General features: G+C 59.0%; 12 protein-coding genes, 1 pseudogene and 2 riboswitches. Of the genes and pseudogenes, 8 read left to right on the top strand and 5 right to left on the bottom strand.

Annotated features, from left to right (window positions below; all coding sequences use genetic code 11):
* Positions 1-362 precede the first annotated feature (362 nt).
* The 5 genes from OVY48_RS00835 to OVY48_RS00815 all read left to right on the top strand — a co-directional run bounded on the left by OVY48_RS00835 (position 363) and on the right by OVY48_RS00815 (position 4097).
* The gene (locus OVY48_RS00835) at positions 363-1502 is read left to right on the top strand and encodes a glutathione-independent formaldehyde dehydrogenase (RefSeq protein ID WP_313921624.1); all 1140 of its coding nucleotides are present in this window, start codon (positions 363-365) and stop codon (positions 1500-1502) included.
* A 31-nt stretch (positions 1503-1533) separates the two neighbouring features.
* On the top strand, positions 1534-2103 hold the full coding sequence (locus tag OVY48_RS00830; RefSeq protein ID WP_313921623.1) for a type 1 glutamine amidotransferase domain-containing protein: 570 nt from the start codon (positions 1534-1536) through the stop codon (positions 2101-2103).
* A gap of 313 nt (positions 2104-2416) precedes the next feature.
* On the top strand, positions 2417-3049 hold the full coding sequence (locus OVY48_RS00825) for a TetR/AcrR family transcriptional regulator (RefSeq protein ID WP_313921622.1): 633 nt from the start codon (positions 2417-2419) through the stop codon (positions 3047-3049).
* 57 nt (positions 3050-3106) lie between these two features.
* Positions 3107-3544, top strand: a complete 438-nt coding sequence (locus tag OVY48_RS00820) for an alcohol dehydrogenase catalytic domain-containing protein (RefSeq protein ID WP_313921621.1) — start codon at positions 3107-3109, stop codon at positions 3542-3544.
* 82 nt (positions 3545-3626) lie between these two features.
* Positions 3627-4097 carry a hypothetical protein gene (locus OVY48_RS00815; RefSeq protein ID WP_313921620.1) on the top strand — a complete coding sequence of 157 codons (471 nt, stop codon included), beginning with the start codon at positions 3627-3629 and terminating at the stop codon, positions 4095-4097.
* A 35-nt stretch (positions 4098-4132) separates the two neighbouring features.
* Here the strand turns inward: OVY48_RS00815 and OVY48_RS00810 are convergent, their stop codons facing one another.
* The 4 genes from OVY48_RS00810 to OVY48_RS00795 all read right to left on the bottom strand — a co-directional run bounded on the left by OVY48_RS00810 (position 4133) and on the right by OVY48_RS00795 (position 6935).
* Entirely contained in the window at positions 4133-4438 is a 306-nt protein-coding gene (locus tag OVY48_RS00810) for an ArsR/SmtB family transcription factor (protein WP_120252771.1), read from the bottom strand.
* Between the two features lie 443 nt (positions 4439-4881).
* On the bottom strand, positions 4882-5646 hold the full coding sequence (locus OVY48_RS00805; RefSeq protein WP_001389365.1) for an IS6-like element IS6100 family transposase: 765 nt from the start codon (positions 5644-5646) through the stop codon (positions 4882-4884).
* On the bottom strand, positions 5612-6388 hold the full coding sequence (locus tag OVY48_RS00800) for a FecR domain-containing protein (protein ID WP_313921619.1): 777 nt from the start codon (positions 6386-6388) through the stop codon (positions 5612-5614). The genes OVY48_RS00805 and OVY48_RS00800 overlap by 35 nt, the downstream gene beginning before the upstream one ends.
* Before the next feature lies 1 nt (position 6389).
* Complete coding sequence (locus tag OVY48_RS00795) at positions 6390-6935, bottom strand: RNA polymerase sigma factor (RefSeq protein WP_076605507.1); 546 nt, start codon at positions 6933-6935, stop codon at positions 6390-6392.
* A 325-nt stretch (positions 6936-7260) separates the two neighbouring features.
* Here OVY48_RS00795 and OVY48_RS00790 point away from each other — a divergent pair, with 325 nt between their 5' ends.
* Positions 7261-7473 (top strand): DUF6961 family protein, encoded by a 213-nt coding sequence (locus tag OVY48_RS00790; RefSeq protein ID WP_037476111.1) that lies wholly within the window; start codon positions 7261-7263, stop codon positions 7471-7473.
* Positions 7474-7483: 10 nt separating this feature from the next.
* Here the strand turns inward: OVY48_RS00790 and OVY48_RS00785 are convergent, their stop codons facing one another.
* Entirely contained in the window at positions 7484-8077 is a 594-nt protein-coding gene (locus OVY48_RS00785) for an alpha-ketoglutarate-dependent dioxygenase AlkB (RefSeq protein ID WP_037476113.1), read from the bottom strand.
* 568 nt (positions 8078-8645) lie between these two features.
* Positions 8646-8880, top strand: a riboswitch (cobalamin riboswitch).
* 217 nt (positions 8881-9097) lie between these two features.
* Here OVY48_RS00785 and OVY48_RS00780 point away from each other — a divergent pair.
* Positions 9098-11088 (top strand): annotated as a pseudogene (locus OVY48_RS00780) (TonB-dependent receptor).
* An 81-nt stretch (positions 11089-11169) separates the two neighbouring features.
* Positions 11170-12216 (top strand): HoxN/HupN/NixA family nickel/cobalt transporter, encoded by a 1047-nt coding sequence (locus tag OVY48_RS00775; RefSeq protein ID WP_052027683.1) that lies wholly within the window; start codon positions 11170-11172, stop codon positions 12214-12216.
* An 87-nt stretch (positions 12217-12303) separates the two neighbouring features.
* A riboswitch (cobalamin riboswitch) is annotated at positions 12304-12533 on the top strand.
* Positions 12534-12633 lie beyond the last annotated feature (100 nt).

Here is a 12633-nt window from a genome sequence, read left to right as displayed (position 1 = left end):
GAATACGACAGGCCATCCGCGATAGTGGATGGCCTTGTCTTTTGCGCTTATCAAACCTCTGAATTTGCTGATAAGGCGCCGTTGATGTGTCGCGACGTAACGACATCATTGCTTCGTTGGAGATTTTTTGAGCACTTCAATTTGGCGCGTTATTCGGCCGTTCTGGCTACATCATTCATAAAACCGCCGCGAACCGATCCCAGGATGGCCCTGCGGGAAGGAACCTCTCAGGTAGCATAAGGTTCAGGAAACTGAGATCACTTGGAAGGGCGCGATGTCCTCCGCCGTTGCGATGGCCCGGATCATCAGCAAGCTCTCGATTTGATGACGCATTGAAGAATAACTGCGAAAGGTAAAGATCCGTGAAAGCTGTCGTGTACAACGGGCCCAAAGATGTTTCTGTCAACACCATAGATGATCCCAAGATCGAAAAGCAGACCGATGTTATCATCCGGCTGACCACGACCAATATCTGCGGGTCGGACCTTCACATGTATGAGGGCCGGACCAGCTTCGAGAAGGGCAGGGTCTTCGGTCACGAAAACCTTGGCGAGGTCGTCGAAGTCGGTTCTGCCGTCGATCGTATCAAGAAGGGCGATCGCGTGTGCATGCCGTTCAACGTCGGTTGCGGTTTCTGCGAAAACTGCGAACGCGGTTTGACGGGATTTTGCCTCACGACCAACCCTGGAACCGCCGGCGCGGCGTATGGCTTTGCCGAGATGGGTCCGTGGCAAGGTGGTCAGGCCGAGTTGATGCGCGTTCCTTATGCGGACTTCAATTGTCTGAAGCTGCCCGAAGACGCCGAAGAGAAGGAGGATGACTATGTCATGCTCTCCGACATCTTCCCCACGGGTTGGCATGGCGTCGAACTGTCCGGTTTCCTGCCTGGCGAAAGCATCGCTATCTACGGCGCCGGTCCGGTCGGTCTGATGGCCGCGCACTCAGCCGAAATCCGCGGTGCCTCTCAGATCTTCGTGGTCGATTCTCACGATGACCGCCTGAAACTGGCCGAGGCGATGGGCGCCATTCCGATCGACATGCGCAAGGGCGATCCCGCCCAACAGATCCTTGACGCGACCGGCGGCCTCGGGACCGACCGGGGGGTCGAGGCGGTCGGGTATCAGTGTTGCGATCGCCACGGCAAGGAGCGCAGCAATTACACGATGAACTGCCTCGTCAAGAGCACGAAGGCCACCGGTGGAATCGGCGTCGTCGGCGTGTTCATTCCGGAAGACCCGAACGCGCCCGACGATCTCCAGAAGGAAGGCAAGATGGCGTTCGACTTCGGCAACTTCTGGTTCAAGGGCCAGAAGATCGGCACCGGCCAGTGCAATGTAAAGCACTACAACCGGCGACTGATGAAGCTTATCGAGCAAGACCGGGCCAATCCTGCCCAAATCATCTCGCACCGCCTGCCGCTTGATCAGGCACCCGACGCCTACAAGCATTTCGATGCGCGCGATGATGGATGGACAAAGGTCGTGCTTAAGCCGACCGCCTGACCTTAGTCTTCTACGGAATAGGGAATAAGTTATGACGTTAGAGGGCAAATCAGTTGCCGTTCTGATCGCGCCCCGCGGGACGGAAGAGCCAGAATTCTCGAAGCCCAAGCAAGCTATCGAGGAGGCTGGCGGCAAAGTGACCGTGGTCAGTTTTGAAGCGGGCGTGGCTCGCACAGTCAATAGCGACCTTGACGAGGGCGGCAGCTATACTATCGACAAGACGTTTGCCGAGGTCAAAGCCGACGATTTCGACGGACTTGTTGTGCCCGGGGGGACTGTCGGTGCCGACAAGCTGCGCGGCAGCGTCGAGGCAATTGCTTTCATCCGGGCTTTCTTCGATCAGAAAAAACCTGTTGCGGCTATATGTCATGCACCCTGGACATTGATCGAGGCGGGCGTGCTTGAGGGTCGCACCTTGACGTCCTACCCGACGCTGAAGGTCGATATCGAGAACGCCGGCGGTGCATGGACCAATGAGGAAGTCGTGGTCGACAACGGCCTTGTTACCAGCCGCGATCCCAATGATTTGCCCGCCTTCTGTGCCAAACTCGTTGAGGAAATCGCAGAAGGCGTGGGCGCAGCGCTCGCAGCAGGGAATTAAGACGGGGCGTTTCGACGAACCATGTGAGGGCCCTCTCCTTGAAGAAGGTCCGCACAAAGCAAGCGTGGCGGATGGCCAGCGATTGGCCGTCCGCCACGCCGCGTATCACACGAACACGGCGCACCTGACGGGCACTCAAACCCTAGGGTCAGGACCCATTGATATAACCGGCTCGATCTGATCAATGGGTCCTGACCCTAGGTTGGCGATGGCATAAAATGAAGCCATAGGACTTGGAGCTACGGTTCCTAAAGAGATAGTTCCGACATCACATGCTCTTGCATTTATTAGACGATCGGTCTATTAAATCAACATGGATGTTGCCAATGTTCCCCGTCGCCGTGGACGACCCCCGAAAGCTGCGACAGGTTTTAGCGAAACCCGCGCGTCGTTGGTGCGTGCAGGGCTGGTCAGGCTGACCGAGAAAGGCTTCACCGCCACTGGGCTGGACGAGATCCTGAAGGTGGCCGGTGTACCCAAGGGCTCATTCTATCATTATTTCGATAGCAAGGGGGCCTTTGGCACAGAGCTCATCGACCGATATGGGGCGTATTTCGCCGGCAAGCTGGAACGGTTCTTCAACGATCATTCCCGTTCCCCATTGGCGCGGATTGAAGCCTTCATAGCCGATGCGGAAGCGGCCATGGAACGCTTTGCCTATTCGCGCGGTTGCCTTGTCGGCAATCTCGGACAGGAGATGGGGGCGCTGCCCGAACCCTTCCGCCAGCAACTCTGCGACGTTTTCGCCGACTGGCAGCATCGCACAGCCGGGTGCCTGCGGGCCGCGCAAGCCGCAGGCGAAATCGGCTCTCTTCACAATGCCGATAACCTTGCCGCGTTCTTCTGGATCGGTTGGGAAGGCGCTGTGCTGCGAGCCAAACTCGAACGCAGCGGCAGCCCGCTTCAAACATTCGCAGAGGGGTTTTTCACAATGATCCGAACCTGACCCCCTTTTTTGAATAATACTAGTCGATCGGTCTAATTATTAGGAAGGAACCCAACCATGAGCATATTTCGTGCGGTCGTGATTGAGAAGAACGACACGGGCCAGACCGTCACGCTGAAAGATTTCAGCGAAGCCGACCTGATGGAGGGTGATGTCACTCTCCGAGTGACGCATTCGACGGTAAACTACAAGGACGGCCTTGCCTTGACCGGAAAGAGCCCGGTCGTGCGACGCTTTCCCATGATCCCCGGCATCGACTGCGCCGGGGTGGTCGAGATATCCAGCAATCCCGACTTCCGGGCCGGAGATCGCGTTATCCTCAACGGTTGGGGCACGGGGGAAACGCATCTGGGCGCCTATGCGGAAAAGAGCCGCGTGAAAGGCGATTGGCTGGTGCCGCTACCGGACGGCCTGACGCCTGCCGAAGCGATGGCGATCGGCACCGCGGCTATACCGCCATGCTCAGCGTGCTTGCCCTTGAGAAACATGGACTGAAGCCGACTGACGGGCCTGTCGTCGTCACAGGTGCGGCCGGTGGCGTCGGCTCGGTCGCGATTGCCCTGCTCGCCAAGGCTGGATGGCACGTAATCGCGTCGACGGGCCGGGCCAAAGAGGCGGACTATCTCAAAAGCCTCGGCGCGACCGAGATCATCGATCGCAACGAACTCTCTGGCGCCGGCGGCCACTGGGCAAGGAGCGCTGGATCGCCGGCGTCGATTGTGTGGGATCGCATACTCTGGCCAATGTCCTGTCGATGACCAGATATGGCGGTGCCGTCACCGCATGCGGCCTCGCGCAGGGGATGGATCTCTCTGCCTCGGTGGCGCCCTTCATCCTGCGCGGTGTCTCGCTGCTCGGCATCGATTCCGTCATGTGCCCGAAGCCGCGTCGCGTTGAAGCCTGGGCACGCCTTGCGACCGACCTCGATCGCGGCAAACTTGCCGGGATCACCTCGACCATCCGTCTGGAAGATACCATCGCGGCCGGAGCCGACATTCTCGCGGGGAAGGTGCGCGGGCGTCTGGTCGTTGAGATCGATCGGAACTGATCAGATGGGGATGGAGCGGCGCCGGAGCGCGCCGCTCAGATCAGGTCGCGCAGTTCCTTCAGGAGGGCCGCGATATTCTCCTCGTGGCGCTTGTAATAGGTCCAAGGTCCGATGCGCTGCGAGGTCACCAGCTTGGCGCGCTGCAAAGCGGTCAGGTACAGAGAAACGGTGGACTGGGACAGGCCAGCCTGTTCCTGAATGATGCTCACGCAGACGCCAATCTGCTCAGGATCAACGTCCTGTTCAGGGTAACTTTTTCGCGGGTCCTTGAGCTTCGCCAGGATTGCGAGCCGGGCGGGATTGTCCAAGGCCTTGAGTGCTTCACTGATATCGATGCTCATGTTCGTTTATATAATTATATTTTGCAATATTGCAATATTTCACTAGCCATCCGGGCTCTGATGCCGCCAGGGTGCTGGAGTGGCAAGCGTTTCGGTTTCTGGCTTTGCCGAATGGCCGCGTTGAAGGCGACTAATGGACATATTCGTGTCGCGCCAGTCGACATCGATGATCCCGTTCGATTACCGCCGCTGTCGAGGGCTGCACGATCATCGTCAATGCCGTGCGCCTGCGTGGCGAAATTGAGCCGAGTGCGGTCCTCGATTTCCACGAGCGTATCATGAAGTCCGTGGCGGACCTTGGGCAGGAGCTTTCGATCCAGGTCGTCATCGTCGGTGGGGCCGGCACGGTGCGATTGCCGGACGGCCGCCGCTTCTGGCAATCTCCATCCGGCTCTGTTGCAAAGATTGGCGGCAGTCAGAGGTAGGCTGTCGCTCTGCGCCGATCAGGCGGCTGCTGCGAAATGGTGGTTGAGCATGCCCATGGCCTCCGTCAGCGCCGAGGGCCCAATGCCAAAAGCTCTCTCCACAAGGCGCACCTCGCCCCTGATGCCGGGCTGCAGGCACCAGGGGCGAGCCTGTCCTTTGCGCAGGGCTCGCATGACTTCGAATCCCTTGATCGTGGCATAGGCCGTGGGGATCGATTTGAAACCGCGCACCGGCTTGATCAGTATCTTGAGCTTTCCGTGATCGGCCTCGATCACGTTATTGAGATACTTCACCTGCCGGTGGGCCGTCTCCCGGTCCAGCTTTCCTTCGCGCTTCAATTCGGTGATCGCTGCACCATAGCTCGGCGCTTTGTCGGTATTGAGCGTGGCAGGCTTTTCCCAGTGCTTCAGGCCTCGCAGGGCCTTGCCCAGGAACCGCTTCGCTGCCTTGGCGCTGCGGGTCGGCGACAGGTAGAAATCGATCGTGTCGCCCCGCTTGTCGACTGCCCGGTACAGGTAGGTCCACTTGCCCCGCACCTTGACGTAGGTTTCATCCAGGCGCCAGCTCGGATCAAAGCCACGCCGCCAGAACCAGCGCAGCCGCTTCTCCATCTCCGGGGCGTAGCACTGGACCCAGCGATAGATCGTCGTATGGTCGACCGAAATGCCGCGTTCCGCCAGCATTTCCTCAAGGTCGCGATAGCTGATCGGATAGCGACAATACCAGCGCACCGCCCACAGGATCACATCACCCTGGAAATGGCGCCACTTGAAATCCGTCATCGTTCCGTCCGTCCAATCTCCGCCAAGCATGCTCAAGCTTCACGATTTTTGCAACAGAGCCGGTAACATCGTGTCCAACAACATGGTCGGCTCGCGCGACGTCCACCGATCCGCGCAGGAGGCGGACGAAATATGTTTGGTCCGAGCGGAAGCCGACATCAAAAACTGTTCCGTGAGCGGTCACGATGGCATCGCCGACAGAAACGATAAACGGCCTCTTATCATGGGCCACTTCGAACCGAGCCTTGCCCTGCTCGAGGCGGAGCGACCTTGAACTTGGCGTAAATCGCATCGACACGATGCTGTCCGTGTCGAGTGTAATCTCTGATCCGTCTGCAAGCTGAAGCTTACGGATCTGTCCGACCCTGCTTGCGAATTCGGCGGTATGATGCCCAGCGTCGGCGACGATTGCGGGTCCGTTCTTTTGGCCCTTATTGCCAGCTGGCATCCAGACGATGGCAGAGAAGGAAAGCAGGATCACAGCGACCGCCGCAGCAAGAGCCACCGCATGTCGGGAGTGCGTCGGCGCAGCGTCTGCTTCGGCTTTGGTCGGCGACACCAGCGACTTTCCTATGCTGTAGACTTCCGCGATCCGCGCGTAGGCAATTCGGTGGTCTGGATCTGCGGCAAGCCATGCCTTGAATTCCTGGTCGCGGTTTTGGGCATCTGGACCCTGCATCGCGGCGAACCAGGATGCGGCTTCTTCGCGCATGGCGGAGCGCTTCTCTTGTTCATCGAGCATGTCAGTCGTCCAGAGCTTGTGCGATACGCGCCAGTGCGCGGCCCAGATGATATTGAACGGTAGGGACCGCGATTCTAAGCTTTTCACCGATTTCTCGATAGGTCAGATTCTCTACCCGATGCATGAGGAAGACTTGCCGGGTCTGGTCGGGGAGACCATCGACGGCCGCCTTGTAGAGACGCATGACATCCTGCCTTTCGATTCCGAAGCTTTGCTCCGGGGCAGCGCCGATTTCGGGTAGTTCATCCAGCGTCGGCCCTATGGTCGCGGCCGCACGTCTCGCACTGCGCATTCGATCCACGAGAAGATTGCGGGCTATGCGTTGCAGATAGGACGCTGGATGAACGAGTATCTTCGTACGCATATGGGCTGCAAGCCTGGCAAATGCTTCCTGCATGAGATCGTTGGCGTCCTCGTCATCCCGCATGCGTTGCTTGAAATAGCGGATGAGGCCCGGAGCTTCTGTGCTGTAAGTATCACTTAGAATCGCCGTGTATGCGCTGTCTTTTGCGACAGATAGGGAGCCGCCTGGATGCTTGTCGGGCATAGGAAGCGGTTGAGCGCGATCCGTCTGGGATCGATTGATGGGGAGAGGACGTAACACGCGAGCTTGGCCAACAGGCCGACAGAATCGGTCCCGAGAATCCCGGGGGCGATTGAGCTAGGTGTGTCTCAAGCGATGGCGGGCCGTCGCTCCGACCGCCCCAAAAATCAGAGGGGCGTCAGTTATGCCTGACAGGATAATCCTACAGCGGGGCCGTCAGCAAAATCCCCCCTGCCGACCTATGATGCCGCGGCCCAGTCTGCAGATCAAGAGGTCAAGACGAATAGTTATTCCTGATGGGTACGCTGGGCCGTGGTACTGCTGAGCGTTGATCCTGCATTGCTTCGATTCTCTCGAGCATGATCCAGGCTGGGCCGAAGCGCTGGCGGTCGAACGGCAGCATGGCGCGAACACGAGCGACTTTATTGCAGAAAGAGTAAGAACGCTGGCGCTGGCGGGTGATCAGGCCGGTGTTGCGCGGTGGCTCGACGTTGCGACGCGCTTGGACCAGCTTCTCGATGCGGGCACCATGGCGCATTGAAGGAGGGCAGCTATCTGATCATGTTCCGGCCCGTCAGTTTCTCAGCGAGCGTACGGAAGGTGATCGACCAGCGGGTCTCTCCCATTTCGGCTATGCTATGTTCCCATTGGTACCGCGCTTCGCCATGAAGGTGATAGACCGAACGCGGCGCGAGCGGAATGGTGACGCGATCGAACCCGCTGGCGTTGCGCCGCCGAAAACGCAAGGGGGCCGACACGCCCAGCGAAATGCCGACGACATGGTCGAAGACCGGGCGATCACGGTGCCAGCCTATGCCGGCACCAAGATCGTAGCGGATGAGGAGCGCCTGGGCTAGGCTGGCGGGCTCAAGGCCGACAAAGACAGCGGCTTTTGCACGCACAGGTAGCAGCCAATCCGGCATGGGATCTGTAGGTCCGAAGCGTGCGTCGTCGAAGTCGTAGCGCCAGCCATAGGAACTGGTCAGGCGCTTGCCGAGCCAACCCTGGAAACGAAACGGCTCGAGCGCGGATGCGTCGATCCCGTCGATCAGCCTCAACTCTTCATCGCGGGAGATAAGGTCTTCCCGATAGGACAAGCCCGGGATTTTCGGAGTCTCAAACAGGTCGGGGAACAGGCTGGCCATCAACGTCTAGATTGGGAGCCTGCGCGCACAAGGCAATCGCATAGCTGATTTTTTGATGGATAGCGCGGTCCGTAAAGCGTTCGATCAATTCGAGTCTGTTTTGGGCACTGACCGGATTCCGACACTGATTTTATGTTGTTTGGCAAATGGGGTAGGTGCGGTGCGGCTTGGAAAACTGTAATCATCAGTGAGCCGCCATGAAGTTCGAGCCATTTTAGTAGGCTGGGCCGTGCAGATCCCACCCATTTGATTAAGAGAGGGGCAAGTGTGCTTCGTAAAATCCGACCCTTTGTCGCCGTTCAGCTGCCAATTTCTTGTTCCTAGGTGCGGTCCTTCCGCTAATCGACAGGTCGCGACCACTTCCGGGCGTACAGGAGTCCGATGGCCAACGACAGGTTCAGGGAAAACCCGCCATTCAAAGCGAGTGCGTGCGGTTGGCGCGCTCTGGCCGTGCCAATGGCAATGGTGGCGCGGGATGCAGTAATCGTTGATTAAATCCCAGCTCCAAGCGTTATTGGCTTTTCCGTTCACTTCAGTTAGGCGAGGGATTGAGAGGCGGACAAGTTCGGCTTTCATTGATCGCGCCGGTGCCCCCAAAAGGGGCTTAATCGGGAATGTGGTGCGGAAGCTTGCTTCCAAATCCGCGGCTGTCTCTGCAACTGTAAGCGGATAGCGCGATGTACATGGCTCCTCTTTGAAGGGGCAGCCACTGGGCCGGACGCTAAATCATGCGAGGTCTGGGAAGGCGTGCATCAAGCTGTGACCCGTGAGCCAGGAGACCTGCCGGCGTCTGGTCGCTCTTGCCTTGGTCCAGAGGATGGCTGCGGCACGGTGAACTCCGTCTGAGCGACGAATGAGCGGCTGGGGCCGCATCGGAGACGTGCGTCGGCCGCCCATGGCGTCCGGCCGCCGCGCGGCTCGCCCGTTCGCGCGGGTATGCCCCGGCCACGTCGCAAGACGCCGGAGGACTATTTCGTGATCAAGACCATTACTACCAGCAGCGCACTTGCGCTGATCTGTATGGGAACGCCAGCCTTTGCCGAACCCTTTGAGAAGGGATCGCAAACAAGCGCGGACGCGGTCGAGGCGGGCAACGACATCGTGGTTTTCGGTCGTGGTGAGGCCATGATCGGCACTGCCAGATCAGCCAGCGAGGGAAGCGTCGGAGGGGCCGATGTCCTCGTGCGGCCACTTCTCCGCGTGGCGGAACTGCTGGAAGCGGTGCCCGGGCTGGTTGCAGCCCAGCATTCGGGGAGCGGCAAAGCCAACCAGTATTTCCTGCGCGGTTTCAACCTCGACCATGGGTCTGACTTCACCACCTATATCGATGAACTGCAGATGAACTTTCGCACACACGGACACGGTCACGGCTATCTCGACCTCAACGGCCTCATTCCGGAGATCGTGGGCCGGGAGGATTTTCGTAAAGGGCCCTATCGCGCCGACGGCGGTGATTTCGCTCTGGCGGGAGCAGCCTATATGATGACCATCAAGGGTTACCACCGGCCGTGGGCATCGGCCGAGGCTGGTTCATATGGTTGGCGCCGCGTCGCCGTAGGCGGAACAGTGCACGACGTGGGCGTGGGAGATCTCACGCTTGTCGCTCAGGCCAAGACCTACGACGGACCGTGGCAGGAAACTGAACGTCTTCGCCATTACTCGGGTTTCGCGAAATATAGCATGCCGAGCGGTGCGGGCACATTGGAGGCATCTCTCCATGCCTACCGGGCGACATGGCACCCTACCGAGCAAATCCCGGAGCGCATTATCGGCACGGCGTTGTGTGCGGATGTGTTCTGCTCTCCAGATCCTTCCGCGCGGGGTGAGACGACGCGCCAGGTGGCTAACATCGCGGTCAAGCAACCGACATGGCGCGCCAATGTCTATGCCCAGTTTTACGACTGGTCGATGTTGTCGAACCCCACTTACACCGATCCGGATGGCACAAGCGCGCAGATCAAGCAGTTCGACCGGCATTGGGTACTAGGGCTGTCCGCTCAAAAAAATTGGGAAATCGCTGACAGTCTGGCTGTGAGCCTTGGCACCGAAAACAGATACGATGCCATCGGGAATGTTGGTGTCGATCGAACGGCTGTCCGCACATTTCTTGAATCTCTCGGGCACTATCAGGTCGGGGAATTGTCTTCCGCGCTCTACGGCGAAGTCGCTTGGAAACTCTTGGCTGGACTGCGTGTGACAGGTGGTCTTCGCGGGGACTATTATCACTATTCCGTGCGTGCACGAGATGTGGTTGCGGCGTCGCTGGGAGAAGGCAGTGGCTCGGCGTCGATTCTCTCACCTAAGGTCTCGATCGCCTATCAGGTTACGCCGCAACTTGAACTCTACGCCAACTGGGTCCGTGGATTCCATTCCAACGACGTTCGGGGTGCGGTAAACAGGGGCACGCCTGTTCCGGTTCTCGTTCGCGGCATCGGCAAGGAACTGGGGGGACGCCTTCAATTCTCCGGGGTCACGTTAACCGCGACTTACTGGTGGCTGCATGTCGGCAGCGAGCTTCGTTTCATTGGCGATTCCAATGCTGTTGAACGTCGGGTGCCAGTGGGTGTCATGGCTATGAAATCGTCGCCTTCTGGCGGCCGTTCCCGTGGCTTGCGCTTGATGGAAACTATACTGCCAGCCATGCCCGCTTCGACAATGGCGATCACATCCCTAATGCATTTGAGAACGCGGCTTCAGCCGGTGCCGCCATCATTCTTGATCCCTGGGAAGCCAGCATTCGGGTGCGCCACCTCGGACCTTCTCCGCTTGTCGAGGACAACAGTGTCCGGGATCGGGGCAGCACCGTCATGAATGCCCGCGCCGCGTGGACGGGCAAGAAGGTCGAGATATTTGGAGAAGTGCTGAACATCTTCGACAGCCGGGACAAGGACATCGCCTATTATTACGAGTCCTACATCCCCGCCTTTGATGCAGGTGCTCCGGTGGAAGGCCGGTTGAGTCGTGTGGTCGAGCCTCGAACCGTGAGGATTGGCGCAAAGGTCAATTTCTAGCGAAATCCCTTGATGGGCGGCGCTGCAGCACGTCTGCTGCGCCATCCTCCGTTTGTACATTCCTTAATCGCCGAGCCAATCATGCCCCTCACGAAGACACTGCCATCCCTGTCTCTGCGCCTACGAATTGGTGCCTTGTTTGCCGGATTGATCGCCGCCAACATTGGCGTCTGGGTCTGGGCATTCAGCCTGTTTCATGCGCAGCCGTTAATGCTCGGCACCGCTGTGCTTGCCTGGGGGCTTGGCCTGCGCCATGCGGTCGATGCCGATCATATTGCGGCCATCGACAATGTGACGCGCAAACTGATGCAGGATGGTCAGCGCCCGGTTTCGGCCGGCTTCTGGTTTGCGATCGGGCATTCCGGGATCATTGCCATAGCATCGATCATCATTGCGGTGACGGCCAGCGCGCTGTCGCAGTTCGGCGCCTTCAAGGAAATCGGCGGCGTGATTGCAACCGTGATTTCCGCGCTTTTCCTGTTCACGATCGCCGGCATGAACCTGGTCATCCTGCGCTCTGTCTGGCGGACCTTTGCGCATGTTCGTGCAGGCGGCAGCTATGTCGAGGACGATCTTGATCTGTTATTGGGTGGGCGCGGTCTGCTTTCCAGACTGTTCAGGCCGATGTTCCGCCTTGTGAACAAAAGCTGGCATATGGCCCCGCTGGGGTTTCTGTTCGGGCTTGGGTTCGATACCGCAACCGAAGTTGCCATTCTGGGCATGTCGGCCAGCCAGGCCGCCGATGGCCTGTCGATCGGGACAATCCTGGTCCTGCCCGCCCTGTTCGCGGTCGGTATGGCCCTCATCGATACGGCGGACGGCGTGGTGATGCTGGGCGCTTATGAATGGGCCTTCGTGAAGCCGATCCGCAAGCTCTACTACAACATCACAATCACCCTGATCTCGGCCATCGTGGCGATTGTCATTGGTGGAATCGAAACGCTGGCCCTGATTGGCGACAAACTGGCCCTTACGGGTGCCCCATGGCGGATCGCCATTGAATTGGGCGAAAATTTCAATGGTCTGGGCTTCGCCATCATCGGACTTTTCGTGTTCTGTTGGCTGGCGAGTTACGCGATCTATCGCTGGAAGCGGTTCGATGAGATCGAGGTTTCTGTCGTTACCTGATCGTCCATCGTTGCATGAAGCAACATCATCAATTGGCTTGGCTCCGATCTTCGTCTAGGGCGCATGGCGAAGGACGGGTTGATTCCGCCCTTCGATGATCGCGCCGGTGCCCTCGCAAGGGGCTTAATCGGGAATGCGGTGCGGGGGCTTGCTCCCAAATCCGTGGCTGTCCCTGCAACTGTAAGCGGATAGCGCGATGCATATGCTCCTGAACTCAGGGGCGGCCACTGGACAGCGCGCAAGCGCCAAGTCTGGGAAGGCGTGCATCAAGCTGTGACCCGCGAGCCAGGAGACCTGCCGGCGCACCGGTCGCTCTTGCCTGATCCAGGGGATGGTCACGGCACGGTAACTCTCCGTCTGAGCGACGAAGCTGTGTGGCTGGGGCTGCACGGTCGCGTGGTAACGGGTGCTTTGTCG

Origin of the sequence: Sphingobium sp. SA2 (genome assembly GCF_032227065.1) — a bacterium.
Taxonomy (GTDB): Bacteria; Pseudomonadota; Alphaproteobacteria; order Sphingomonadales; family Sphingomonadaceae; genus Sphingobium.
This window is presented reverse-complemented; position numbering and strand designations above follow the sequence as displayed.